This is a genomic window from Paeniroseomonas aquatica (assembly GCF_030409335.1).
GTDB lineage: Bacteria > Pseudomonadota > Alphaproteobacteria > Acetobacterales > Acetobacteraceae > Belnapia > Belnapia aquatica.
Genome location: NZ_JAUFPN010000006.1, coordinates 1 through 23,550, shown reverse-complemented (window position 1 = coordinate 23,550; position 23,550 = coordinate 1). Strand labels below are relative to the sequence as shown.

Here is a 23,550-nt window from a genome sequence, read left to right as displayed (position 1 = left end):
CCGTCGCCCAGCCGACGAGGTGACGGGAATGGGCACGGTGACAAAGCTATCTTGGCGGGTTGAGGGCATGGATTGTGCCGGCTGCGTCGCCAAGGTGACCAGGGCGGTCGAGCGCATGCCTGGCGTCACCGAGGTCCAGGTCAACCTCATGGCGGAGCGCCTTTCGGCATCGCTGTCTCTGGGTGAGACCACGCCGGAGGCGGTGGCGCAGCAGGTCGCGACGCTCGGCTATACCGCGACCCCCTTGGCTGACACGTTCGCGCCCTTCGTCGCCAAGCCGCCGCCGGATGATCATGCGGGCCACGGCCACGCGCACGGCCACCACGACGATGACCCGGCCGACGCGGAAAAGCCCTGGTGGATTACCGGCAAGGCGAAGCTGGTCTGGTTGCTGGGCGGGCTGGTGCTCGGCGCCTATGCGCTCTCGCTCGCGCTGCCGGAGCGACTGACCTACCCGCTGTTCCTGGCTGCGACCCTGGTCGCCCTGGTGCCCTTCGGACGGCGCGCTTTCGCCCTGGCCCGTGCGGGCAGCCCGTTCTCGATCGAGACGCTCATGGTCACCGCGGCCGTGGGCACCACCGTGATCGGGGCCGCCGATGGCTGTGTCACTGAATTTTGGGTTCTTCCGCATTCTGCGTGCAGATCGGACTCGCAACGTCGTCGGCGAACGGTTGACCTACCTCAAGAAGCGACAAACTCGTCACGTAATAGTCCAAGGCGCTGGGAATCGATGCACTGGCAACCTGGAAGCCCAGTCAAATCATGCAGTTAAGACAATTCGCTCCGTAACAATCTGCACGAAAAGTGCGGAAGAACCGAATTTTGGCCCATCAGTGCTGGCGAACTCTGGCCCAGCTGCCGCTTCTGACCGCCCGGCCCGGGCCGCGGCTCGGGCCGGGCGGTCAGCGTCGTTGTGCTGGTATCCTCCTCACGGTTTGGCGGCCTTGCGCTGGGCGTGGTGCGGCGGAACCAGTAGGAATCCGTGCCCGTGGTGGTGATGTGGGCGNCCCTGGTGCCCTTCGGACGGCGCGCTTTCGCCCTGGCCCGTGCGGGCAGTCCCTTCTCCATCGAAACCCTGATGGTCACCGCCGCCGTGGGCGCCACTGTGATCGGTGCCGCGGAGGAAGCCGCCGTCGTCGTGCTGCTCTTCGCCCTGGGCGAATTGCTGGAGAACGTAGCGCCGGGCGCGCCCGCGCCGGCATCCGAGCGCTGGCCGACCTCATGCCGCGCACCGCCTTGCGGCTTCAGCCCGACGGCTCGACCGAACAACTGCCGGCCGACCGGCTCGCGGTCGGCGACCTGGTGCTGATCCGCCCCGGCGACCGCGTTGCCTGCGACGGGCTGATCGAGGAAGGCACCTCCGCCCTCGACGAAAGCCCAGTCACCGGGGAGAGCGTGCCCATCTCCCGCGGCCCCGGCGAGGCCGTGGTCGCCGGCAGCATCAACGCCGAGGGCGCCATCCGCGTGCGGGTGACGCGCGCCGCCTCCGACAACACCATCGCGCGCATCATCCGCATGGTCGAGGACGCCACCGCCTCCCGCGCGCCGACGCAGCGCTTCATCGAGCGCTTCTCGGAATGGTGGACGCCGGGCGCGATGATCGTGTCGCTTCTGGTCATCCTGCTGCCGCCCTTCTTGTTCGGCTGGGACTGGAGCACCAGCATCTATCGCGGCCTCGCCGTCCTCCTGATCGCCTGCCCCTGCGCGCTGGTGATCTCGGTGCCGGCGGCGATGGCCTCGGGCCTGTCGGCCGGCGCGCGGCGCGGCCTGCTGATCAAGGGCGGCGCGGCGCTGGAGGCGATCGGCAGTGCTACGACCGTCGCCTTCGACAAGACCGGCACGCTGACCGAAGGCCGCCCGCGCGTCACCGACGTGCTGCCGGCCGAGGGTCGCACGGCGGAGGAGGTGCTCGCCCTCGCCGCGGCGGTCGAGCAGGGCTCCTCCCATCCGCTCGCCAAGGCGATCCTGGCGGAGGCGGCCGCGCGCGGCGTCGCGGTGCCAGCGGCGGAAGCGCAGTCGGCCATCCCCGGCCGCGCCGTGGCTGGCACGGTCGGCGACGTGCAGGTCAGCATCGGCAGCCCGCGCCATGCGCGCGAAGCGGGTGCCGCGCTCGGCCCGCTGGAGGCCGAGCTGGAGCGGCTCCAGGGCGAGGGCAAGACCGTGTCGGTGGTGCTGGCCGGCGGCGCGGTGGCCGCGCTGGTCGCGCTGCGCGACGAACCGCGCGCGGATGCCGCGGCCGGAATCGCAGCGATCTCCGCGCTTGGCGTGCGCCCGGTTATGCTGACCGGCGACAACCGCCGCACCTGCGAGGCGATCGCCATCTCGCTCGGCCTCGACGCCAAGGCGGAACTGCTGCCCGACGACAAGCTGCGCGAGATCCGCAAGCTGCGCGAGCGCGGCACGGTGGTGATGGTCGGCGACGGCATCAACGATGCGCCGGCGCTGGCGGCGGCCGATGTCGGCGTCGCGATGGGCGGCGGCACCGATGTCGCGCTGGAGACGGCCGATGCCGCCGTGCTGAAGGATCGGGTGACGGGGGTGGCCGAACTTGTCTCTCTGTCGCGCGCGACCATGGCGAATGTGAAGCAGAACGTCGCCGTCGCGGTCGGGCTCAAGGGCGTGTTCCTGGTCACGACGCTGCTCGGCATCACCGGGCTGTGGCCGGCGATCATGGCGGATACCGGCGCCACGGTGCTGGTGACGCTGAATGCGCTGCGGCTTTTGCGCTGGAGACCGTTGCCGTGATCACGGCGATCGATCCCTCGTTGCGCCGTGTCGTGGCGCGCGTGGCGACGCTGAACCTCGGCTATTTCGGCATCGAGTTCTCGGTCGCGTTGGCGATCGGTTCCGTCGCGCTGTTCGCCGACAGCATCGACTTCCTCGAAGACGCATCGCTCAACCTCCTTATCCTCATCGGGCTGGGCTGGTCGCTGGCGGCACGCGCGCGGCTTGGGATGCTGCTCGCCGGCATCCTGCTCGTGCCGGGCATGGCCACGCTGTGGACGGCGGCACAGAAGGTGTTGGCCGCCGAGGTGGCGGTGCCCGATCCGTGGTGGCTGGCGCTCACTGGCGCGGGCGCCATGGCGGTGAACCTCGTCTGCGCGCTGATGCTGGCGCGCCACCGCGCGACCGGCGGGAGTCTCGCGCGCGCGGCCTTCCTGTCGGCGCGCAACGACGTGTTCGCCAACATCGCGATCATCGGGACGGCCTTCGTCACCGCGGCGACCCTGTCCCCCTGGCCGGACATAGTGGTCGGGCTCGGGATCGCCGCGATGAACGCGGACGCGGCCTGCGAAGTCTGGGAGGCGGCGCGCCAGGAGGCACGCGATGCGCGCGCCTGACGGTACGCGAAGGGACGGCCGCGCCGCTGGAATTGCCCGTCGCCGCATCCGTAGGTCGCCTGGCGCGGCGACGTCCGGTTCCGCGCCGACGACCGCACGGCATGACCCATCGGCCTTCACGTCCGGACCGCCTGACGATCAGCCGAGACGGCTCGCATGACACTTGAATTGAGCCTTTTCGGCCTGGTGCTGGCCTTCGGCGGCGGGCTGGTCTCCTTCCTGTCGCCCTGCGTGCTGCCGCTGGTGCCGGGCTATGTCGCCTGGGTGGCGGGGACGGACCTTGCGACCGCGCGCGCGGAACGCTGGCGGGCGCTGCGCCTGTCGGCCTTCTTCGTGCTCGGCTTCGGGCTGGTCTTCGTGCTGCTGGGCCTGGGGGCGACCGCCATCGGTGGGCTGTTGCGGCGCTGGTCCAACGAGCTCACCGTCGTCGCCGGCCTGCTGATTGCGGCGATGGGCCTCGTGCAGATGGGCCTGCTGCGCGTGGCACCGCTGATGCGCGACCTGCGCTTCAGGCCGCCTGGCGAGGGCGGCGGCCCGGTTTCCGCGACATTGATCGGCGTCGCCTTCGGCTTCGGCTGGACGCCCTGCATCGGGCCGGTGCTGGCCGGCGTGCTGACGGCGGCGGCGCTCACACCCGGCGCGGGGGTGGGGCTGCTCGCCGCCTATGCGCTGGGCCTTGGCGTGCCGTTCCTGCTGGCGGCCTTCTACCTGCCGGCGGCGATGGCCCGCGCGCGGCGGCTCGGGCGGCTGGGGCGGATCCTGCAGGTCGCGAGCGGCGTCGTCATGCTCGCCGCCGGCCTGGCCATCGCGACCGGCGAGATGACCCGTCTCGCCATCTGGATCCTGGAGGCCTTTCCATGGCTGGCACGGCTGGGATGACCATGCCCGCCCCCCGCGCGCTGCGGCGCTTCGGCCTGATCGCGGCACCGATCGCCGCGGTCATCGACCAGGCGACCAAGGCCTGGGCGCTGGATTCGCTCTGGCCGCCCTACAGCGAGGGCATCACGCTGCTGCCGGTGCTGAACCTGCGGCTTGGCTTCAACACCGGCGTCACCTTCGGGATGTTCGCCGAAAGTGCCGCCGGCGCGGTCTGGCTGCTGGTCGGCATCAAGCTCGCCGTGGTCGCCTGGTTGCTGTTGTGGCTGCGGCGCGCGGCCAACCGGACCGAGGCGACGGCGATCGGCCTCATCATCGGCGGCGCGCTCGGCAACATCCTCGACCGTCTGCGCATCGGCGCGGTCACCGACTTCATCGACGCGCACTACGGTGGTTGGCACTGGCCGACATTCAACATGGCGGATGTCGCCATCGTCTGCGGCGTTACGCTGCTGGTGCTGACCAGCTTTCGCGTGCCGTCACCACATGCGCAGCCCCAATGACCACGATCCCTGAGCCGGAGGAACCGCCCATGTCCCACGCTATCCCTCGCCGCGCGGCGCTTGCCGCCGTTCTCTCTTTCCCAGCCGTGGCTGCGCTTGCGCAGGCGCCCGGACCCCAGGCCTTCGAGCCGACGGCACCCGGCCCCGATACGCCGCGCCCCTTGCCGGGCGAGCGCATCATCGGCCGCGCCGACGCGCCGGTTGCGGTCATCGAGTACCACTCCCTGACCTGCGGCAATTGCGCGAACTTCCACACCACGATCTTTCCGCGCATCCGCACGACCTTCATCGAGCCGGGCCTGGTGCGCTTCGTGATGCGCGACTTCCCGCTCGACCGCGTCGCGCTCGAGGCGGCGGCCATGATCCATTGCGGCGGGCCGGAGCGCTATGAGGCGCTGATCTCCACGCTCTACGCGAACAAGGAGAGCTGGGCGCACAGCCCGGATGCGCGCACCTGGCTGCGCCGTACCGGCACGCTCGCCGGCATACCCGCGGCACGGATCGACGCCTGCATGACCGACCGCGGCTTCACCGACCCGATCGCGGTCATGAGGCTGCAGGGCGAGCGCGAGTTCGGCGTCGCCGCGACGCCCTCCTTCGTGATCAACGGCCAGGTGCATCGCGGGGTGCAGAGCTTCGAGCGGTTCTCGGCGCTGGTCCGCCCGCTGCTGCCGCCGGGCGTGGCGCCCCGTGGCTGAGGATACGGGGTTGCCGCCCGGAGCGGAGCAAGGCACGGACCGCGCCATGATCCATCGTCCCTCCCTGATCCTTGGTCTCGCCTTCGTTGTCAGCACCGGGCCCGCCGCGCTCTCAGCCCCCTGTCCAGCGACCATGCCGGTCGCAGGCGAATTGTCCTCCGGCTTCGGCTCACGCCACGGCAGGCCGCATCCCGGCGTGGACATCCGCGCGCCGATCGGCACGCCCGTGGTGGCACCGAGCGACGGCGTGGTGGTCTTCGCCGGCCGCTACTACGACTACGGCCTGATGATCGAGATCGAGCACGCCGACGGCTCCCGCGCGCGGTATGCCCACCTCGCGCGATTTGCGCCCGGCGTGGCGGCCGGGCGCCCGGTCGCGGCGGGCCAGGACCTGGGCGCGGTGGGGCGCAGCGGCCGCACCACTGGGGCGAACCTGCATGTCGAGCTGCGCCGCGACGGTCGCGCGGAGAATCCCTGGCCCTGGCTGACCCGGCAGTCCTGCATCCCCCGCATCGAGGTCGCCGAGGCGCCCGCCCGGCGATGAGGACAGCCGCGATCTACGCCGCGGCGGCGCTGGCGGAGATCGCCGGCTGCTTCGCCTTCTGGGCGTGGCTGCGGCTTGGGCATTCAGCGGTGTGGGCAGTCGCAGGCGTCGCCGCCCTCGTGGCCTTCGCCTGGCTGTTGACGCTGGTCGAGGTCGCCGCCGCCGGGCGCGCCTTTGCGGCCTATGGCGGCAGCTATGTCGCGGCCAGCCTGGTCTGGCTGCGCGTGGTCGAGGGCATTGCGCCTGATCGCTGGGACCTGACCGGCGGCGCGGTCGTGCTGGCCGGGGCCGCGATCATCGTCTGGGGGCCGCGCCCGGCATGAGGGACATCTGGCGCGCCTTGCGGGCCCCAGTTTCAGCCCTGGTGCTGCTGGGCATGCTGGCGCGGCTGCTGGCGCCGCTGCCGGCCTTCGCGGCGATCGACCGGGCGGCCTTCGACGCCATGCTGCGCGCGACCCTGTGCCTGCCGTCCGGCCTGCCTGCGCCGGAGACGCCCGGCCAGGCGCCCGACGCCACGGCCGTGCCGCATTGCCCACTGTGCCGCCTGCCCGATGCGGCGGATGCGCCGCCGCCGACCCCTGTCGTGCTGCCGATGCCGGCCTGGGCGGCGCTGGCCGCGCCCCGCGCCGCGGTCGCCGGCGCATCTCCCCTGCCGCCGGCGCGGGCGCCGCCGCCGGCCCGCGCACCGCCTGCCGCTCCGACCCTCGGCTGAAGCCCGCCCCGCCTTGCGCGGGGCTGTTCCATCCCTTGTCGGAGTAAACCTCCCATGCGTCGCACCCTTCTGCGCGCGGTCCTGATGACCGGCGCCGCCTTCGTCTCCCTGCCCTTCCTGGGCGCCCCGGTCGCCGCGCACGATTTCCGTGCCGGGGACCTGGCCATCGACCATCCCTGGACGCGCGCCGTCGGTGCCGCGGCGCCCACCGCCGCCGGCTACATGGTCATCCGCAACACCGGCGCCGCGCCGGATCGCCTGGTCTCCGCCGAGACGCCGCGCGCCGCGCGCATCGAGATGCACGAGATGTCCGTCACCGACGGCATCATGCGCATGCGCCCGATTGCCGGCGGCATCCCGCTGCCGCCGGGCGGGGAGGTCCGGCTCGCGCCGGGCGGTCTGCACCTGATGCTGATCGGCCCGCAGGGCGGTTTCGAACAGGGCGCCCGCGTGCCGGTGACGCTGGTGTTCGAGCATGCCGGGCGGATCACGGTCGAATTGGCCGTCGATGCCCCGGGTGGGCGCGGCACCGCGCCGCACCAAGGCCATTGAGCGCGCCGATGCTGCGCATCATCCGTTGGGTGGCCTGGGGCGCCGTTGGCGTCCTAGGCTTCCTGCTGCTCGCCACCGCCGGCGGTTGGCTGGTCTCCGATGGCCCGCTAGCGCCGCCGCGCGGCGCGACCGGGCCACAGACGCTGGCGATCGGCGGGCCCTTCAGCCTGACCGACCACCGCGGCCGTGCGGTGACCGAACGCGACTTCCGCGGCCGGCCGTTGGCCGTGTTCTTCGGCTTCACCTACTGCCCCGATGTCTGCCCGACCACGCTCACCGAGATGACGGGCTTCATCGAGGCGCTGGGGCCCGACGCGGATCGCATTCAGTGGGTCTTCGTCAGCGTGGATTCGGAACGCGACACCCCGCAGGCCATGGCCGCCTATCTGGAGGCGTTCGACCGGAGGATCGTTGGGCTCACCGGCACCGAGGCGCAGATCGCCGCGGCGGCGAACGGCTTCCGCGTGTTCTACCGCCGCGTTCCGCTGGAGGGCGGCGGATACACGATGGACCATTCGGCGAGTGTGTTCCTGCTCGATGCGGACGGGCGATTTGCCGGCACGATCGATCACAAGGAGAATGAGCGGGTGGCGTTTGAGAAGCTGCGGATGCTGATGGAGCCGGGATGAGGACCCTTGGTGCGGGATCTCGGGGCGACGCCTACGCTGTTCCTATCGGCTGCTACTGACGGTATGCCTGACGGTATTTCGCGATTTTCTGAGCAAAAAAACTTGATCAATCAGTATCTTGATTATCACGTTGACGATAGAGTGGGAATAGGCTCGCGGGAATGACCGTCACCATCCACGGCATCAAGGCCTGCGACACCATGAAGAAGGCCCGCGCCTGGCTCGAGGCGCATGGCGTGGCGCATGAGTTCCATGACTACAGGACGCGCGGCATCGACGCGGCCACGCTGCGCCGCTGGGCCGGGCAGCTCGGCTGGGAAGCCCTGCTGAACCGCGCCGGCACCACCTTCCGCAGGCTGCCCGAGGCGGCGCGGGAAGGGCTCGACGAGCCGAAGGCCATCGCCCTGATGCTGGCGCAGCCCTCGATGATCAGGCGCCCGGTGCTGGACGTGGACGGCGCCCTGCTGGCCGGCTTCCGGCCGGAAGCCTACGCCGCCCGCTTCGGACGCTGAGCAGGGGCAGCCCCGCTCAGACCCAGCTGGCCCAGAAATCGGCTTCCCAGTCGCCGCCGCCGTTGTACTGGTTCCACAGCACGTTGTAGGCGCTGAGCCAGTCGCCGCCGCCGCCGCCGTTGCCGCTGCCGGCATCGGCCGGGGCATCCACCACCACCTCGACCACCGGCGCCGGCGGGCTCGGCGCCGGGGCGGGGTCGCCCATCGGCGTGAAGGACACGTCGTAGACGGTCATCGAGGCCTCGCTGGTGCGGTTCATGAGGCCGATGGTTTCGTTCATGCCGCCATGCGCGTAGTCGGCCTTCACCCCTTCGGTGATGGAGCCCATGTAGCGATCGTCGACGTAGTAGCTGATCCGGCCCGGCTGCCAGTCCAGCGTGTACTTGTGGACCTGGGTCTCGTCGATGCCGTCGAAGGTCACCACGTTGTAGCCGTCGCCGCCGTCGCTGCCGCGGTAGTGCACGGTGCCGTAGGGCTGGCCGTTGATGACCTCGACCACGTCGTATTCCGTGCCCGGCCACTTGTCGTCGCCCGGCCAGAGCAGGATGGCGGAGCCTTCGGCATTGCCGTGCAGCGCCGCGGTGAAGCTGTAGGTGCCGTAGCCGTGCCCGGCCTCCGGGCCGTAGGGGCGCTCCATCAGGCCGCTGGTCTCGCGGACCGTGACCTGGCCCCAGACGCTGGTATCGATGTTGCGGGCGCCCCAGGTGTGCGAGAGCGCCCCGATGCCGTTCTCGAAGCTTTCGTAGAATGAGTCAGCCATGATCCGCGATCCCCATGCGCCCTGTGCCGTGGAGTCCGCGGCCGGCCGGCCTCCCGGCCAGGCGCAGGCTGCAGCCGGGGCGTCACGCCCCGCACTCCACGACATGCGATCCCCGGCCTGCGGTCCGGCAGCCCGGTCCGGCGAAATCCGCCGGTGCCGCTTGGGTTAGTCGATCACGGACCCGCGATACAAGCATTGAAGAAAATATACGTTCTAATATCGATATAAATAACCCGGTCCATAGCCTCGGGAATTGGCCGACCGTTCGCCCGGCAAAACCGTGCAGAATGCCCTTGCGCCCGGCCGAACGGCACGGCGAAGCTGGGGTTTCCGGGCCATCCGCCGGGCCGGCAGCAGGGGGGTTGCGCCATCATGCAAAAGTTGCTTCATCGCCTCGTGGCACTATGTATTGGTTTGTCAGCCGCTCTTCCCGCGCCCGCTTCGGCGCAGCCGGCGCCCGATACCATCGCCGCCATCCGCGCCCGCGGCCATCTGGTCTGCGGCGTCTCCATCAATGCCATCGGCTTCGCCCTGCCGGATGCGCGCGGCGTCTATCGCGGCCTCGACGTCGATTCCTGCCGCGCCGTCGCCGCGGCGGTGCTGGGCGACGCGGCCAAGGTGCGCTTCGTCGCCACCACCACGCAGGTCCGCTTCACCGCGCTGCAGTCCGGCGAAGTCGACATGCTCGCCCGCAACACCACCTGGACCCTGGGGCGGGAGGTGCAGCTCGGCCTCGCCTTCGCCAGCATCAATTTCTACGACGGCCAGGGCTTCATGGTGAAGCAATCCTCCGGCGTCACCTCCGCCCGGCAGCTCGACGGCGCGACCGTCTGCGTGCAGCCCGGCACCACGACGGAGCTGAACCTCGCCGACTACTTCCGTGCCCAGTCGATGCGCTTCACCCCTGTCGTGATCGAGCAGCCGGAGGAGATCCGCCTCGCCTTCGTCAACGGCCGCTGCGACGCCTATACCAACGACGCCTCCTCGCTCGCCTCCTTCCGCGCCAGCCAGGGCGCGGGCGGCGAGGAATTCATCCTGCTGCCCGAGATCATCTCGAAGGAGCCGCTCGGCGCCCTGGTCCGCAAGGGCGACTGGCGCTGGTTCGACGTGGTGCGCTGGGCGCATTTCGCCCAGGTCTCGGCCGAGGAGCTCGGCATCACCAGCCAGAACATCGACGGCTTCATGACCAGCGCCAATCCGGACGTGCAGCGGCTGCTCGGCCGCTCCGGCGAATTCGGCAAGGCGATGGGCCTCGACAACGACTGGGCGGTGCGGATCATCCGCCAGGTCGGCAATTTCGGCGAGAGCTGGGAGCGCAACATCACCCCGCTCGGCATCCCCCGCGGGATCAACGCGCTCTGGACCAAGGGCGGGCTGCAATACGCGCCGCCGATCCGCTGACCACCCCGGAGTCCGCTTGACGCGGGCGAGCCCGGCATTCCAGGCTTCCCGCCGAGGCTGGCAGCAGACCGGCCCGACGGGAGATCCTCCATGTTTCCATTCGTCCTGGCGGCCGTGGTCCTGGCCGCCCTGGCCGCACCCGCCGCGGCGCAGCGCAACCTGGTCATCGCGGCGCAGACGCCGCCCAGCGCGCTCGACCCGCATTTCCACAACACCACCAACAACAGCATGGTGCTGCGGCAGATCTTCGAGCCGCTGTTCGAGCTCGACACCAAGGCGCAACGGCAGCCGCGGCTGGCCGAGAGCCTGCGGATGATCGATCCGCTGACCTGGGAGGTGAAGCTCCGCGCCGGCGTCCGCTTCCACGACGGCACGCCCTTCGAGGCCGACGACGTCGCCTATACCTTCGCCCGCGTCCCCACCGTGCCGAACAGCCCGGCGCTGTTCACCCCGGCGGTGCGGACCATCAGCGCCATCGAGATCAAGGACCCGCGGACCATCATCCTCCGCACCCGGGAGCCCAACCCGCTGCTGCCGATCGACCTGACCGGCCCGCCCATCCTCTCCCGCCGGGTGCATGGGGAGAACCCGGCCACCTCGGACTTCACCAGCGGCAGGCTCGCCATCGGCACCGGCCCCTACCGCTACGCCAGCTACATCCACAACGAGCGGCTGGAGGTGACCCGCAACCCCGACTACTGGGGCCCGGCCGAGCCCTGGGACCGCGTGACCTTCCGCTACATCCCCCAGGGCGGCTCGCGCATGGCGGCGCTGCTCTCGGGGGAGGTGGACCTGATCGACTACGTGCCGCTGCAGGACGTGCCGCGGCTGGAGCGCGACCCGCGCTTCGCGCTGTTCGGGGTGGACAGCGTCACCTTCGTCTACCTCGCACCCGATGCGATGCGGGAGACGACGCCCTTCGCCTTCGACCGCCAGGGCAAGCCGCTGCCGCGCAACCCGCTGGCCGACCGCCGGGTGCGGGAGGCGATGTCGCTCGCCATCCCGCGCCAGAACATCGCCGAGCGGCTCTACCACGGCCAGGCCCGCGCCGCCGACCAGTTCGCCGCGCCGGTCGCCGAGCACCGGCTGCCCAACCTGCCGCCCCTGCCGCATGACCCGGCCCGCGCCCGCGCCCTGCTGGCCGAGGCCGGCTACCCGCAGGGCTTCCGCCTGACCATCCACGGCCCGAACGGCTTCTTCCCCGGCGACGACAGCCTGCTGCAGGCGCTGGCGCAGTCCTTCACCCGCGCCGGGATCGAGACCGCGGTCGAGACGCTGCCGCCGGCGACGCTCTTCACCCGGGCGACCAACCGCGAATTCTCGTTGTTCATGACCTATTTCAGCAGCTACCTCACCATCAACCCGATGCGGCAGGTGGCGATGACCCGCAACCCGGAGCTCGGCCACGGCCCCTTCAACCGCCAGCGCTATTCCAACCCGGCGATGGACGTGCCGCTCGCCGAGGCGATGTCCACCATGGACCCGGAGCGGCGGGAGATCCTGACCCAGCAGGCGGCGCAGGCGCTGCTCGACGACAAGGGGCTGCTGCCCATCATCTTCCTGCGCAATGTCTGGGCAGGAAAGCGCGATAAGCTCACCTATGAGCCAAGCCCGGTGAACCATACCAGCGCGCTCTACGCCCGGCCGGTGCCATAGCACCTACCCGCCGGGGAGCGGGCGGCGCAGGATGCCCGGGCCATTGCCGAAGGACCGCCCGATGCCCGATGCCGCCCTGCTCGCCCGCCTCGCCGCCGCGGTGGATGCCAATTTCGAGAAGGAGGTCGGCTTCCTCGCCGACCTCGTGCGCTTCCCCAGCACCCGCGGCAACGAGGCGCCGCTGCAGGACTGGATGGCGCGCCAGCTGGCGGCGCGCGGCTACGGCGTCGACCGCTACACCCTGGCCGAGGTCCCGCTAGCGGCCCACCCCAAGGCCAGCCCGATGGTCGATGTCAGCGCCGCGACATCGGTGCAGGTCGTCGCCACCCACCGCGCCGCCAACCCCACCGGCCGCAGCCTGATCCTGCAGGGCCATATCGACGTGGTCCCGGCCGGGCCGGAGGAGATGTGGACCTACCCGCCCTATAGCGCGACCATCAGGGACGGCTGGATGTACGGCCGCGGCGCGCACGACATGAAGTCCGGCGTCGCAGCCATGGTCTTCGCCATGGATGCGCTGAAGGCCGCCGGGCTCGAGCCCGCCGCCGACGTCCATGTCCAGACCGTGACCGAGGAGGAGAGCACCGGCAACGGCGCCCTCTCCACCCTGGTCCGCGGCTACCGCGCCGAGGCGGCGCTGATCCCCGAGCCGACCGGCGGCACCATCACCCGCGCCCATACCGGCACGCTGTGGTTCCGCATCAAGGTGCGTGGCGTCCCGGTGCATGTCGCCGTCGCGCAATCCGGCTCCAATGCCATCATGTCGGCCTACCACCTGATCCAGGCGCTGCAGGCGCATACCGCGACGCTGAACGAGGCGGCGAAGCACCATGAATGGTACGCCGGCATCGAGGCCCCGCTGAAGTTCAACCCCGGCATCATCCGCGGCGGCGACTGGGCCAGCAGCACCCCGGCCTGGTGCGAGGTGGATTGCCGCATCGGCCTGCTGCCGGGCGCCGACGTGGCGGAGATCCAGCGCGGCGTCGAGCGCTGCGTCGACCAGGCGGCGAAGTCCGACAATTTCCTCGCCAACAACCCGCCGCTGGTCGAGTGGCACGGCTTCCTCGCCGACGGCTACGTGCTGGAGCCGGGGACCGAGGCCGAGGCGGTGCTGGCCGCGGCGCATGCCCAGGTCTTCGGCGAGCAGATGCCGGCCCGCATCACCACCGCGGTGAACGACACCCGCTTCTATGGCCTCTATTTCGGCATCCCCGGCCTCTGCTACGGCCCGAAGGGGGAGGGGGCGCATGCCTTCGACGAGCGCACCAGCCTCGACCACCTGAAGCAGACCACCCTCGCCATCGCCGCCTTCATCGCCGACTGGTGCGGCGCCCGGCCGGTCTCCTGACCCCGGGGCGGCGGGTGGGCCGGTCCTTCCGCCCTTGCGGTTCCGCTTGCCGGCAGCCCCGCGGGCCTGACAAACAGGCCCCCATGGTCGAGACAAGCAGGCTGCGCAGGGGATTGATGGGGGTGGTGCTGGCGCTGGCCGGCCTGGCCGGCCCGGCGGCGGCCCAGGGCCCGACCCGGGCGGCGCCGCCGCCGGGCCAGCCCACCCTGCAGACCGAGCCGGGCGACTTCTGGGCCGACGTGAAGGCCTGGAACGAGCAGGCGCGGCGCCGGGTGAACCGGGGCGGCGGGCGCGAGGCGGCGGCCGACCCGGCCGCGCCGCGTCCAGCCGCGCCGCGCCGGCCGGCCGAGCGGCGGCCGCGGCCGCCGGCGGCCAGCCCCAACTGAAGATCGGTCCGCATCCCGGGATTCCAGGACCGGAAGGCGATTCGATGCCACCCCGGCGCGGCGGCGAGTCGCAGCCGCGCCGGGGTGGCGACGGATGGTCCGCCCGGCGCCTGGAAGGTTGCGGCTTATCGCAACCGCCGTTCCGATCCGTCTGAGAAGGCTCGCTTTCCCGCTGGGGACCCCGCCGGGGCGGTGGCCTGGCACCGGTTTGGTGACGCCGGCGGCCGGGGCCTGTGGATAGCGGGGATCATGGGGATGAAACCGCCGGGGGGTATCCGGGACTTGACGGTCGCAGGCCGGTTATGGCCCGTTAATGGAACGTACAACGAACACCGAAACCCCGCCCAGCCGGTCGCCGGCCCCAAGTTTTTGCAACCGGACACCCGATGTGGTGTTAGGATAGCAACCAGACGCCAATATCTTGTGTAAGGACGCTCCAGGATGCACGCACCAGTCCGGGGGATCGAAGGGGATGCGGCCTTGTTCGATACGGTACAACTCGAAGGCCATCACCAGGTCCAGGTCGACCGCGCACGCGACGCGCTGCTGACCGATTTCGGCAAGGCGACCCTGGACGACCGCTACCTGCTGCCCGGCGAGAGCTACCAGGACCTCTTCGCCCGCGTCGCCTCGGCCTTCGGCGACGACGCCGCGCATGCCCAGCGCATCTACGATTACATCAGCAAGCTCTGGTTCATGCCGGCGACGCCGGTGCTGTCCAACGGCGGCACCACCCGCGGCCTGCCGATCTCCTGCTTCCTGAACGAGGCGGACGACAGCCTCGACGGCATCGTCGGGCTCTGGAACGAGAATGTCTGGCTGGCGGCCAAGGGCGGCGGCATCGGCAGCTACTGGGGCAACCTGCGCGGCATCGGCGAGAAGGTCGGCCGCAACGGCAAGACCTCGGGCGTGGTGCCCTTCATCCGGGTCATGGACAGCCTGACGCTGGCGATCAGCCAGGGCTCGCTGCGGCGCGGCTCGGCGGCCTGCTACCTGCCGGTGAGCCACCCCGAGATCGAGGAGTTCATCGAGATCCGCCGCCCGACCGGCGGCGACCCGAACCGCAAGGCGCTGAACCTGCACCACGGGCTGCTGATCTCGGACGCCTTCATGCGGGCGGTCGAGAACGACGAGGAATGGCCGCTCTGCAGCCCGAAGGACGGCGCCATCATGCGCACCGTCTCGGCGCGTGGCCTCTGGATCCGCATCCTTACCGCGCGGATCGAGACCGGCGAGCCCTACCTGATCTATTCCGACCACGTGAACAAGGCGATGCCGGCCCACCACAAGCTGGCCGGGCTCGAGGTGAAGACCTCCAACCTCTGCTCCGAGATCACCCTGCCGACGGGCCGCGACCAGCACGGCCGCGACCGCACCGCGGTCTGCTGCCTGTCCTCGCTGAACCTCGAGACCTGGTTCGAGTGGAAGGACAACCCGCGCTTCATCCCCGACGTGATGCGCTTCCTCGACAACGTGCTGCAGGAATTCATCGACACCGCGCCGGACAGCATGTCCAAAGCGAAGTACTCGGCGATGCGCGAGCGCTCGGTCGGCCTCGGCGTGATGGGCTTCCACAGCTTCCTGCAGGGGCTGAACGTCCCCTTCGAGAGCGTGATCGCCAAGGTCTGGAACAAGAAGATGTTCAAGCACATCCGCGAGCAGGCGGATTTCGCCAGCCGCGCGCTGGCCGAGGAGCGCGGGCCCTGCCCGGATGCCGCCGAGTACGGCTTCATGGAGCGCTTCTCGAACAAGATGGCGGTGGCGCCGACCGCCTCCATCTCCATCATCTGCGGCGGCGCCAGCGCCGGCATCGAGCCGATCGCGGCCAATGTCTACAACCACAAGACCTTGTCCGGCAGCTACATCGTGCGCAACCCGTACCTGAAGAAGGTGCTGGCCAAGCACGGCCGCGACGACGACGAGACCTGGACCAGCATCACCGTCCGCAAGGGCAGCGTGCAGCACCTCGACTTCCTCGACGACCAGCAGAAGGCGACCTTCAAGACCGCCTTCGAGCTGGACCAGCGCTGGGTGATCGAGCACGCGGCCGACCGCGCGCCCTTCATCTGCCAGAGCCAGTCGGTGAACCTCTTCCTGCCGGCCAACATCCACAAGCGCGACCTGCACCAGATCCACGTCATGGCCTGGAAGCGCGGCGTGAAGTCGCTCTACTACTGCCGCAGCCTGTCGATCCAGCGGGCCGACACCATCAGCGAAAAGGTGGTCGGCCAGGACGACATCATGGCGGTGCACGTGGCGACCGCGGCGGATGCGGCGATGCCGATGCTGGCGCGCGGGGCCCAGACCAACACGACGGACTACGAGGAATGCCTGGCCTGCCAGTAGGGCGGACCGGCTTCCCTCATCACACACCTTTGCATTGAATGGCGGTTAGCATGGCCGACGGCGCCCTCCCCCCCAGCGAGACCCCGGTCCGCTTCGACCTCCTCACCGCCAATCCGGTCTACAAGCCCTTCCGCTACCCCTGGGCCTACGACGCCTGGCTGACCCAGCAGCGCGTCCACTGGCTGCCGGAGGAGGTGCCGCTCGCCGACGACGTGAAGGACTGGCAGAAGAACCTGTCGGAGGCCGAGCGGAACCTGCTGACGCAGATCTTCCGCTTCTTCACCCAGGCGGATGTCGAGGTGAACAACTGCTACATGAAAGTGTACAGCCAGGTGTTCAAGCCGACCGAAGTGCTGATGATGATGTCGGCCTTCTCCAACACCGAGACCATCCACATCGCCGCCTATTCCCACCTGCTCGACACGGTGGGCATGCCCGAGCTCGAGTACAGCGCCTTCCTCAAGTACAAGGAGATGAAGGACAAGTACGACTACATGCACAGCTTCTCGGTCGAGTCGAAGACCGAGATCGCCAAGACGCTCGCCGCCTTCGGCGCCTTCACCGAGGGGCTGCAGCTCTTCGCCTCCTTCGCCATCCTGATGAACTTCCCCCGCTTCAACAAGATGAAGGGGATGGGCCAGATCGTCGCGTGGAGCGTGCGGGACGAGACGCTGCATTGCCTCTCCATCATCCGGCTGTTCCGCACCTTCGTGCAGGAGAACCCGGAGATCTGGACCGAGGAGCTGCGCCGCGACATCACCCTGGTCTGCGCCACCATCGTGGAGCACGAGGACGCCTTCATCGACCTGGCCTTCGAGCTGGGCGGGGTCGAGGGCATCGATGCGGCGCAGACCAAGCAGTACATCCGCTTCATCGCCGACCGCCGGCTGCAGCAGCTCGGCATGCTGCCGCTGTACCACATCGAGAAGAACCCGCTGCCCTGGCTCGACGAGATGCTGAACGCGGTGGAGCACACCAATTTCTTCGAGAACCGCTCGACCGAGTACTCGAAGGCCAGCACCTCCGGCAGCTGGGAAGACGCCTGGGCGAGCTGAGGCAAGGCCGGCCGCGCCGTCCCTGACCGGGGGACGGCGGCCCCGGCCTTAGCTGTCGAGGCCGGGCAGCCACTCCGCGTTCGGATCGCCGCCGCGGCCCTTGCTGGCCCGCCGGGCGGCATCCGCCCGGCGGCGGATCAGCTCATCGACCAGCCGGTCCATGGTCTGCCACATCGGCTCCTCGCCCAGGCGTTCCGCCTGCACGAAGCGATGCGCCGCAAGCGTCACGTTCAGGGTCCCGCGCGTCGTCTCGGGACGCGGGTTGCGCATCTGCACCAGCGCCTTCTCGATCTCCTCCAGCGCCACCCCGAGCTTCCCCGCGATGGCCTGCGGCGATTCCCCCTGCCGGCGCAGGGTGCGGGCCTTGCGCGATTCCTGCTCGCTCAGCGCGATGCTGGGTCGCAAGGCCTGGGTGATGCGGGACATGTCGCCCGACCCGGTGCCCGGAGGCTTGCCCTTGAATGCCATCGGCCGATTCCCTGGGGCTTCCGCTACGTCTGGGGTTGGATCGCTACTCCGCCGCCTGCTGCTGGCCCGGTGGTCCCTGGCTCGGTCCCTGGCTTGGTCCCTGGCCCGGTCCCGGGGGGCCAGGCACCGCGGGCGCTGCGATCGCCGCCGGGATGGCCTGGGGCCCCGAGCCCGGCCGCCGCACCCGCAGCCGGCGCACCCGCCGCGGATCCGCCTCCAATACCCGGAATTCGAGGCCGGAGGAATGCGAGACCAGCTCCCCCTTGGCCGGGACGCGGCCGGCAAGGGTGAAGACCAGCCCGCCCATGGTGTCGATGTCCGAGGCGCGCTCCTCCTCGGTCAGAACCGGGCCCAGCTTGGCCTCGAAGATCTCGACCGGGGTGCGGGCATCGAGCTCGATCGTGCCGTCCGGCCGCTCAACCATCTGCGGCGGGCCGGGCTCGTCGTGCTCGTCGGAGATGTCGCCGGTGATGGTCTCGACCAGATCCTCGATCGTCACCAGCCCGTCGATCCCGCCGTATTCGTCGACCACCAGCGCCATGTGGATGCGCGCCTGGCGCATCTGCAGCAGCAGGTCGAGCACCGGCACCGAGGGCACCACGAACAGCGGCTTGCGCAGGATCGCTTTCATGTCGAAATTCGCGTCGTTGCCGACGCTGGCGAAGACGTCCTTGATGTGGACCATGCCGACGACGTCGTCGAGCTGCTTGCGGAAGACCGGGTAGCGGCTGTGGCCATCCCGCTGGATCAGCCGGATCGCCTGCTCCAGGCTGTAGTCCTCGGGCATCGCCATGATGTCGGCGCGCGGCAGCATGACGTCGCCAGCGGTCTTGTCGCGCAGCTTCAGCACGTTGCCGAGCAGGGCGCGTTCCTGGGCATCGAGGTCGGCGCCGCGCTGGCCGGGCAGGGCGGCGCCCTGCGGCAGGTGCGGCTCCTCGATCAGCTCCTCCATGCGGTCGCGGACGCTCTCGGCCTCCCGCTTGCGCAGCAGGCCCTGGAGCCGCCACATCAGCCCGTCGCGGCCGTTGCCGTTGGCGGCGCTCATGCCGCGTCACTCCGCGTGGCGGCGTTGCGCCAGGGGTTGGGCAGCCGCATCCGGTGCATGGCGCGGGCCTCGGCCTGTTCCATGCGGCGGGCCTCGCCGGCCGCGATGTGGTCGTGGCCCAGCAGGTGCAGCGTGCCATGCGCGACCAGATGGGCGAAATGCGCCGCCGGGCGGCGGCCGGCGGCCAGCGCCTCCCGCCGTACCACGCCGAGCGCCAGGGCGATGTCGCCGAGCTGCCCCGGCATCCCGGCGGGGAAGCTCAGCACGTTGGTCGGCTTGTCCTTGCCGCGGTGCTCGGCATTCAGCCGCCGCAGGGCGCGGTCGTCGGCCAGCAGCACGGTGATGACGCCGCCGGCGCCGCTCTCGTGCAGGGCCGCCGTCGCGGCGCGCCGGGCCAGGGCCTCGGCCCGCGGCAGCAGCCGCCGCCAGGCCGGGTCGGCGAAGATGACATCGACCGTCACGCCCTCCGTGGCGGTCCCGTCCATACCCCAATTCCCGGGCGCCGGATGGAGGGGGTCCTCCGTATCCAGCGCCTCGGGACGACTACTTTCCGGTTCCATCGCGTTCCTTCTTCGGCCCCCGGACCGGCTGCTCCGCAGCCTGCCCTTCGGCCCGCCCAATCCCTGCGCCGCCATTGGCCGCGTTCGCGTCGGCGCGGCCATGGGCCGCATTGCCGTCGGCGCGGCCGTAGGCCGCGACGATCCGCGCCACCAGCGGGTGCCGCACCACGTCGCCCTCGTCGAAGGCGGCCACGCCGATACCCTGCACCCCCTCAAGGATGCGTAAAGCCTCGGACAGGCCGCTCTTCTGGCCGTTCGGCAGATCGACCTGGGTCGGGTCGCCGGTGATCACCATCCGGGTCCCTTCGCCCATGCGGGTCAAGAACATCTTGATCTGTGCCGGCGTCGTGTTCTGCGCCTCGTCCAGGATCGCGTAGCAATGCGCGAGCGTGCGGCCGCGCATGAAGGCCAGCGGCGCGATCTCGATCTCGCCCGAAGTGATCCGGCGGGCAACTTGTTCGGCTGGCAGCATGTCGTGCAGCGCGTCATACAGCGGGCGAAGATAGGGGTCCACCTTCTCCTTCAGGTCGCCGGGCAGGAAGCCCAGGCGCTCCCCGGCCTCGACCGCCGGGCGCGACAGCACGATGCGGTCCACCCGCCCGGCCTGCAGCAGGGCGACGCCCTGCGCCACCGCCAGGTAGGTCTTGCCGGTGCCGGCGGGGCCGACGCCGAAGACCATCTCGTGCCGCGACAGCAGGTCGATGTAGGCGGCCTGGGCCGGGCTGCGGGGGGCGATCGCCGCCTTGCGGGTGCGGATCTCCGGCCGGTCCTGCAACGGCAGGCGGGGGTCGTTCTCGGTGCCGCCTTCGGCCATGCGCAGGGCTGCCTCCACATCCGCGGTGCCAACGGGTTGGCCCTTTTCCAGCCGCCGCCACAGGCCGCGCAGCACCACCTCGGCCACCTCGGTCCGTTCGGGCGTGCCGCCGATGGTCAGCCGGTTGCCCCGCGAGCCGAGCCTTATCCCCAGACGCTGCTCGATGCGCGCCAGGTGGCGGTCGTGTTCCCCGTACAGCAGGGGGAGCAGGGCGTTGTCGTCGAACTGCAGCGTGACGGTGCGCTGGTCCGGCGAGGTTGGGGAAGGGGAGGCCGGCCGCGTGGCGGCTCGGGCATCCCCGGCGCGGAGAACGATGGGGGCGTTGTTCAAGCGGGCGCTGGCTCCTCTGCACGAAGGCTTGCTCTTGGCGGGCCGGGGTGGTCGTCCTCGCCGGCGGCCAGCGTGCCGGAGAGGGAATTGGCATGCGCCGCCAGCACCCGGGCCGGGGCCACCCGGCCGATCAGCGACCGGTCGCCCAGCAGGTGCACCGGCTGCAGCCAGGGGGAGCGGCCCATGATCTGGCCGGGATGCCGGCCCGGCCCGGTGAAGAGCACCGGGAAGGTCAGCCCGACGCGGGACCGGTTGAAGGCGTCCTGCTGGTCGCGCAGCAGGGCCTGCAGCGCCTGCAGCCGGGCGTCCTTCACCGCCTCCGCCACCTGGCCCGGCGCGCCGGCGGCCGGGGTGCCGGGGCGGGCGGAATACTTGAAGCTGTAGGCCATGGCGAAGCCCACCTGGTCGATCAGCGCCATGGTGGCGGCGAAATCGGCCTCGGTCTCGCCGGGATGGCCGACGATGAAGTCGGAGGACAGGGCGAGCCCGGGCTGCGCCTCCCGCAGCCGGTCCACCACGCGGCGGAAGTCGTCCGCGGTATGGCCGCGGTTCATCGCCGCCAGCACCCGGTCCGAGCCCGACTGCACCGGCAGGTGCAGGTAGGGCATCACCGATGGCAGGTCGCGGTGGGCGGCGATGAGGTCGGCGTCCATGTCGCGCGGGTGGCTGGTGGTGTAGCGCAGCCGCAGCAGGCCGGGGATCTCGGCCATCTCGCGCAGCAGCCGGCCGAGGCCCCAGCTGCCGCCGCCGGGCGAGGCGCCATGCCAGGCATTCACGTTCTGCCCGAGCAGCGTCACCTCCCGCGCCCCGGCGGCGACCAGCCGCCGCGCCTCGGCCAGCACCGCGGCGGCGGGGCGGGAGTATTCGGCGCCGCGGGTATAGGGCACCACGCAGAAGGAGCAGAATTTGTCGCAGCCCTCCTGCACCGTGAGGAAGGCGGTCACGCCCTGGCTTGCCGCCTGCTCCGGCAGGTGGTCGAATTTCTGCTCGACGGGGAAGTCGGTCTCGATCACCGCCCCGGCGGCACGGCTGGCGCGGGCCACCATCTCCGGCAGGCGGTGGTAGGTCTGCGGGCCGAGGATGATGTCCACCCAGGGGGCGCGGGCGGCGATCTCGGCGCCCTCGGCCTGGGCGACGCAGCCGGCGACCGCCAGCACCAGGCCGCCGCCGGCCGCCTCGCGCGCCTGCTTGGCCACGCGCAGCCGGCCGAGCTCGGAGAAGAGCTTGTCGGCCGCCTTCTCCCGGATGTGGCAGGTATTGAGGATGACCATGTCGGCGGCCTCGGCGGTCTCGGCCGGGGCATAGCCGAGCGGCGCCAGGACATCCGCCATGCGGGCGCTGTCGTAGACGTTCATCTGGCAGCCCCAGGTGCGGATGAACAGCCGCTTGCGGGCGGCCTCTCCTGTCGAACCGGTCATGCCGAGCATCCACTCCCCCGCCGCGGCGCCAAGGCCCCATATGGGGCGCCGCTCATGCTTGCGCAGATGCGCAGGCGGCAGGCCGCGGTCAAGCGGCGAAGGGGCCCGGGACCACCCCGGGAGCGTGATGGATTCGCATGGCGCGAGCAGCCTCGACCGGCGGGGCCGCGCCGGTCAAGCGACGCTTTCGTCACCAGCCGCGGAGCGGCCCGGCAGCGGCATCATGCCTGCGGCGTCAGCAGGGTCGCCAAGGGGGCGGCCTGGCGGTTCTGCCGCAGCCGGTCCGCCCCGGCCGAGACCGTGGCCCAGGTGGCCAGGGCCATCGCCTTGCGGTCGGGCATCTCCGCCGGGGCGAAGGGCTGGTGCAGCACCACCGTGGCCCGGGCGCCGCTGCGCCGGACCAGGCGCCAGAAATGGCTGCCGATCTCCATGTCGCCGTACCAGGCGAACAGCGGCCGGTCGCGCCGGCAGGCCGGCAGGCCGCCCAGCCGGTCATAGACCAGCGAGACCGGCTGCACCTGCCGGGCCGAGCCGGCGGTGGCCAGGAAGGAACTGCGGAAGGGCAGGGTGCGGGCGCCGTCGTTGCTGGTGCCCTCGGGGAACAGGATCAGGCTGTCGCCGGCGGCGAGCCGGGCCTTGATGTCGCCGGCCTCGGAGCCGGTGCGGCCGCGGCTGCGGCTGACGAAAACGGTGCGGCCCAGCCGGGCGACGGTGCGGACCAGCGGCCAGGTGCCGACCTCCGCCTTGGCGACGAAGCAGGCCTCGATCACCCCGCCCAGCACCAGCACGTCGAGCCAGGAGGAATGGTTCGAGACGAACAGCGTCGGCCCGGCCGCCGGCTGGCCGACGACCTGCACCCGCAGCCCGATCAGCCAGCAGAGCACCGCATGGTAGACCCGGGCGAAGACGACCTTCGGCCGGCCCGGCAGCAGCAGCAGCAGCGCCTGGATGGGAATGGCCAGCAGCGTCCAGGCCAGCACCGTCACGATCCGGCGGATGGCCCGGAAGCGGCCGCCCAGCGGGCGGTCCTCGAAGACATCGAAGAGCCGGCCGCCGGGCAGGCCGTGCTTGAAGCGCAGCGGCTTGCGCCGTCGCAGCCGGCGGGGACGGAGGGCGTCGATCGGGGCGCGTGCGACTGCTTCCATGCGGGTAAGCGGATAGCCTCCGTTCCGTGACGCTGCAATGTCGGCTGCGAGACGAGATGGTGATGGTCCGGCAAGGAACGGGCGCGCCGGCTCAGCCCGCGGCGGCCACGGCGCGCAGCACGATCCCTTCGGTCAGCACCTGCGGCAGCACCGCCGGGGCGCCGCCGCCGGCGGGATAGACCAGGTACAGCGGCACCCCCTCCCGGCCGTGCTCGCGCAGCAGGGCGCCGATGCCGGCATCCCCCTGCGTCCAGTCGCCCTTGAGGTAGGCGAGGTTGCGCCCGGCGAAGGCGGCCTGCACCGGGTCGGTCCGCAGCACCAGCTGCTCGTTGACCTTGCAGGTGATGCACCAGGCGGCGGTGAGGTTGACGAAGACCGGGCGGGCCTCGGCATGCAGCGCGGCGACGCCCGCGGCGAACCAGGCCTCGGCCTCGGCGGCCAGGGCGGCGAA

General features: G+C 70.8%; 26 protein-coding genes. 18 read left to right on the top strand and 8 right to left on the bottom strand.

The window, feature by feature from the left end; all coding sequences use genetic code 11:
- The first annotated feature begins 28 nt into the window (after positions 1-28).
- From QWZ14_RS00690 to QWZ14_RS00635, 12 genes are all read left to right on the top strand, one after another.
- A complete protein-coding gene (locus QWZ14_RS00690) occupies positions 29-772 on the top strand; it encodes a cation transporter (protein ID WP_290314621.1) in 744 nt (247 codons plus the stop codon).
- Positions 773-804: 32 nt separating this feature from the next.
- Positions 805-2,745 (top strand): heavy metal translocating P-type ATPase, encoded by a 1,941-nt coding sequence (locus tag QWZ14_RS00685; protein ID WP_456307209.1) that lies wholly within the window; start codon positions 805-807, stop codon positions 2,743-2,745.
- Positions 2,742-3,341, top strand: a complete 600-nt coding sequence (locus tag QWZ14_RS00680) for a cation transporter (RefSeq protein ID WP_290314620.1) — start codon at positions 2,742-2,744, stop codon at positions 3,339-3,341. Before QWZ14_RS00685 ends, QWZ14_RS00680 begins: the two co-directional genes overlap by 4 nt.
- A gap of 156 nt (positions 3,342-3,497) precedes the next feature.
- A complete protein-coding gene (locus QWZ14_RS00675; protein ID WP_290314619.1) occupies positions 3,498-4,220 on the top strand; it encodes a cytochrome c biogenesis CcdA family protein in 723 nt (240 codons plus the stop codon).
- Between the two features lie 2 nt (positions 4,221-4,222).
- The gene (gene lspA, locus QWZ14_RS00670) at positions 4,223-4,720 is read left to right on the top strand and encodes a signal peptidase II (RefSeq protein WP_290314618.1); all 498 of its coding nucleotides are present in this window, start codon (positions 4,223-4,225) and stop codon (positions 4,718-4,720) included.
- Between the two features lie 29 nt (positions 4,721-4,749).
- Positions 4,750-5,418 carry a thioredoxin domain-containing protein gene (locus QWZ14_RS00665; protein WP_290314617.1) on the top strand — a complete coding sequence of 223 codons (669 nt, stop codon included), beginning with the start codon at positions 4,750-4,752 and terminating at the stop codon, positions 5,416-5,418.
- 46 nt (positions 5,419-5,464) lie between these two features.
- Complete coding sequence (locus QWZ14_RS00660; RefSeq protein ID WP_290314616.1) at positions 5,465-5,962, top strand: M23 family metallopeptidase; 498 nt, start codon at positions 5,465-5,467, stop codon at positions 5,960-5,962.
- Positions 5,959-6,285: a YnfA family protein gene (locus QWZ14_RS00655; protein WP_290314615.1), complete on the top strand. Its 327-nt coding sequence runs from the start codon at positions 5,959-5,961 to the stop codon at positions 6,283-6,285. The genes QWZ14_RS00660 and QWZ14_RS00655 overlap by 4 nt, the downstream gene beginning before the upstream one ends.
- A complete protein-coding gene (locus tag QWZ14_RS00650) occupies positions 6,282-6,674 on the top strand; it encodes a hypothetical protein (protein WP_290314614.1) in 393 nt (130 codons plus the stop codon). The genes QWZ14_RS00655 and QWZ14_RS00650 overlap by 4 nt, the downstream gene beginning before the upstream one ends.
- Before the next feature lie 54 nt (positions 6,675-6,728).
- Positions 6,729-7,226, top strand: coding sequence for a copper chaperone PCu(A)C (locus tag QWZ14_RS00645; RefSeq protein ID WP_290314613.1), 498 nt, complete (start codon positions 6,729-6,731; stop codon positions 7,224-7,226).
- A gap of 8 nt (positions 7,227-7,234) precedes the next feature.
- Positions 7,235-7,855: an SCO family protein gene (locus QWZ14_RS00640; RefSeq protein ID WP_290314612.1), complete on the top strand. Its 621-nt coding sequence runs from the start codon at positions 7,235-7,237 to the stop codon at positions 7,853-7,855.
- A gap of 161 nt (positions 7,856-8,016) precedes the next feature.
- A complete protein-coding gene (locus QWZ14_RS00635; RefSeq protein WP_290314611.1) occupies positions 8,017-8,367 on the top strand; it encodes an ArsC family reductase in 351 nt (116 codons plus the stop codon).
- 16 nt (positions 8,368-8,383) lie between these two features.
- On the opposite strand, the gene QWZ14_RS00630 is transcribed toward QWZ14_RS00635, so the two are convergent.
- Positions 8,384-9,127, bottom strand: coding sequence for a family 16 glycosylhydrolase (locus QWZ14_RS00630; protein WP_290314610.1), 744 nt, complete (start codon positions 9,125-9,127; stop codon positions 8,384-8,386).
- Between the two features lie 372 nt (positions 9,128-9,499).
- Between QWZ14_RS00630 and QWZ14_RS00625 the strand changes: the two genes are divergently transcribed.
- The 6 genes from QWZ14_RS00625 (at position 9,500) to QWZ14_RS00600 (ending at position 17,319) form a co-directional block, all read left to right on the top strand.
- Complete coding sequence (locus QWZ14_RS00625; RefSeq protein WP_290314609.1) at positions 9,500-10,528, top strand: amino acid ABC transporter substrate-binding protein; 1,029 nt, start codon at positions 9,500-9,502, stop codon at positions 10,526-10,528.
- Between the two features lie 90 nt (positions 10,529-10,618).
- The gene (locus QWZ14_RS00620) at positions 10,619-12,184 is read left to right on the top strand and encodes an ABC transporter substrate-binding protein (RefSeq protein WP_290314608.1); all 1,566 of its coding nucleotides are present in this window, start codon (positions 10,619-10,621) and stop codon (positions 12,182-12,184) included.
- Positions 12,185-12,245: 61 nt separating this feature from the next.
- Positions 12,246-13,532, top strand: coding sequence for an ArgE/DapE family deacylase (locus QWZ14_RS00615; RefSeq protein WP_290314607.1), 1,287 nt, complete (start codon positions 12,246-12,248; stop codon positions 13,530-13,532).
- An 83-nt stretch (positions 13,533-13,615) separates the two neighbouring features.
- Positions 13,616-13,918 carry a hypothetical protein gene (locus QWZ14_RS00610; RefSeq protein ID WP_290314606.1) on the top strand — a complete coding sequence of 101 codons (303 nt, stop codon included), beginning with the start codon at positions 13,616-13,618 and terminating at the stop codon, positions 13,916-13,918.
- A gap of 441 nt (positions 13,919-14,359) precedes the next feature.
- Complete coding sequence (locus tag QWZ14_RS00605) at positions 14,360-16,264, top strand: ribonucleoside-diphosphate reductase subunit alpha (protein ID WP_290314605.1); 1,905 nt, start codon at positions 14,360-14,362, stop codon at positions 16,262-16,264.
- A gap of 38 nt (positions 16,265-16,302) precedes the next feature.
- A complete protein-coding gene (locus QWZ14_RS00600) occupies positions 16,303-17,319 on the top strand; it encodes a ribonucleotide-diphosphate reductase subunit beta (protein WP_290314604.1) in 1,017 nt (338 codons plus the stop codon).
- A gap of 48 nt (positions 17,320-17,367) precedes the next feature.
- On the opposite strand, the gene QWZ14_RS00595 is transcribed toward QWZ14_RS00600, so the two are convergent.
- From QWZ14_RS00595 to QWZ14_RS00565, 7 genes are all read right to left on the bottom strand, one after another.
- Positions 17,368-17,787, bottom strand: a complete 420-nt coding sequence (locus QWZ14_RS00595) for a hypothetical protein (protein ID WP_290314603.1) — start codon at positions 17,785-17,787, stop codon at positions 17,368-17,370.
- A 43-nt stretch (positions 17,788-17,830) separates the two neighbouring features.
- Positions 17,831-18,832, bottom strand: a complete 1,002-nt coding sequence (locus QWZ14_RS00590; protein ID WP_290314602.1) for a hemolysin family protein — start codon at positions 18,830-18,832, stop codon at positions 17,831-17,833.
- Entirely contained in the window at positions 18,829-19,317 is a 489-nt protein-coding gene (ybeY, locus tag QWZ14_RS00585) for an rRNA maturation RNase YbeY (protein WP_290314601.1), read from the bottom strand. Before ybeY ends, QWZ14_RS00590 begins: the two co-directional genes overlap by 4 nt.
- Before the next feature lie 58 nt (positions 19,318-19,375).
- The gene (locus tag QWZ14_RS00580; RefSeq protein WP_408903430.1) at positions 19,376-20,536 is read right to left on the bottom strand and encodes a PhoH family protein; all 1,161 of its coding nucleotides are present in this window, start codon (positions 20,534-20,536) and stop codon (positions 19,376-19,378) included.
- Positions 20,533-21,954, bottom strand: coding sequence for a tRNA (N6-isopentenyl adenosine(37)-C2)-methylthiotransferase MiaB (gene miaB / locus QWZ14_RS00575; RefSeq protein WP_290314600.1), 1,422 nt, complete (start codon positions 21,952-21,954; stop codon positions 20,533-20,535). The genes QWZ14_RS00580 and miaB overlap by 4 nt, the downstream gene beginning before the upstream one ends.
- Before the next feature lie 221 nt (positions 21,955-22,175).
- Complete coding sequence (locus QWZ14_RS00570; RefSeq protein ID WP_290314599.1) at positions 22,176-23,099, bottom strand: lysophospholipid acyltransferase family protein; 924 nt, start codon at positions 23,097-23,099, stop codon at positions 22,176-22,178.
- A gap of 91 nt (positions 23,100-23,190) precedes the next feature.
- A partial coding sequence (locus QWZ14_RS00565; RefSeq protein ID WP_290314598.1) for a thioredoxin family protein occupies positions 23,191-23,550 on the bottom strand: 360 nt, incomplete at its 5' end.

Bases quoted from the DNA above. Each gene is read 5' to 3' on its own strand.
- QWZ14_RS00690 (WP_290314621.1), top strand. From the start codon at position 29: ATGGGCACGGTGACAAAGCTATCTTGGCGGGTTGAGGGCATGGATTGT.
- QWZ14_RS00675 (WP_290314619.1), top strand. From the start codon at position 3,498: ATGACACTTGAATTGAGCCTTTTCGGCCTGGTGCTGGCCTTCGGCGGC.
- lspA (WP_290314618.1), top strand. From the start codon at position 4,223: ATGCCCGCCCCCCGCGCGCTGCGGCGCTTCGGCCTGATCGCGGCACCG.
- QWZ14_RS00665 (WP_290314617.1), top strand. From the start codon at position 4,750: ATGTCCCACGCTATCCCTCGCCGCGCGGCGCTTGCCGCCGTTCTCTCT.
- QWZ14_RS00660 (WP_290314616.1), top strand. From the start codon at position 5,465: ATGATCCATCGTCCCTCCCTGATCCTTGGTCTCGCCTTCGTTGTCAGC.
- QWZ14_RS00655 (WP_290314615.1), top strand. From the start codon at position 5,959: ATGAGGACAGCCGCGATCTACGCCGCGGCGGCGCTGGCGGAGATCGCC.
- QWZ14_RS00650 (WP_290314614.1), top strand. From the start codon at position 6,282: ATGAGGGACATCTGGCGCGCCTTGCGGGCCCCAGTTTCAGCCCTGGTG.
- QWZ14_RS00645 (WP_290314613.1), top strand. From the start codon at position 6,729: ATGCGTCGCACCCTTCTGCGCGCGGTCCTGATGACCGGCGCCGCCTTC.
- QWZ14_RS00640 (WP_290314612.1), top strand. From the start codon at position 7,235: ATGCTGCGCATCATCCGTTGGGTGGCCTGGGGCGCCGTTGGCGTCCTA.
- QWZ14_RS00635 (WP_290314611.1), top strand. From the start codon at position 8,017: ATGACCGTCACCATCCACGGCATCAAGGCCTGCGACACCATGAAGAAG.
- QWZ14_RS00630 (WP_290314610.1), bottom strand. From the start codon at position 9,127: ATGGCTGACTCATTCTACGAAAGCTTCGAGAACGGCATCGGGGCGCTC.
- QWZ14_RS00625 (WP_290314609.1), top strand. From the start codon at position 9,500: ATGCAAAAGTTGCTTCATCGCCTCGTGGCACTATGTATTGGTTTGTCA.
- QWZ14_RS00620 (WP_290314608.1), top strand. From the start codon at position 10,619: ATGTTTCCATTCGTCCTGGCGGCCGTGGTCCTGGCCGCCCTGGCCGCA.
- QWZ14_RS00615 (WP_290314607.1), top strand. From the start codon at position 12,246: ATGCCCGATGCCGCCCTGCTCGCCCGCCTCGCCGCCGCGGTGGATGCC.
- QWZ14_RS00610 (WP_290314606.1), top strand. From the start codon at position 13,616: ATGGTCGAGACAAGCAGGCTGCGCAGGGGATTGATGGGGGTGGTGCTG.
- QWZ14_RS00605 (WP_290314605.1), top strand. From the start codon at position 14,360: ATGCACGCACCAGTCCGGGGGATCGAAGGGGATGCGGCCTTGTTCGAT.
- QWZ14_RS00600 (WP_290314604.1), top strand. From the start codon at position 16,303: ATGGCGGTTAGCATGGCCGACGGCGCCCTCCCCCCCAGCGAGACCCCG.
- QWZ14_RS00595 (WP_290314603.1), bottom strand. From the start codon at position 17,787: ATGGCATTCAAGGGCAAGCCTCCGGGCACCGGGTCGGGCGACATGTCC.
- QWZ14_RS00590 (WP_290314602.1), bottom strand. From the start codon at position 18,832: ATGAGCGCCGCCAACGGCAACGGCCGCGACGGGCTGATGTGGCGGCTC.
- ybeY (WP_290314601.1), bottom strand. From the start codon at position 19,317: ATGGACGGGACCGCCACGGAGGGCGTGACGGTCGATGTCATCTTCGCC.
- miaB (WP_290314600.1), bottom strand. From the start codon at position 21,954: ATGACCGGTTCGACAGGAGAGGCCGCCCGCAAGCGGCTGTTCATCCGC.
- QWZ14_RS00570 (WP_290314599.1), bottom strand. From the start codon at position 23,099: ATGGAAGCAGTCGCACGCGCCCCGATCGACGCCCTCCGTCCCCGCCGG.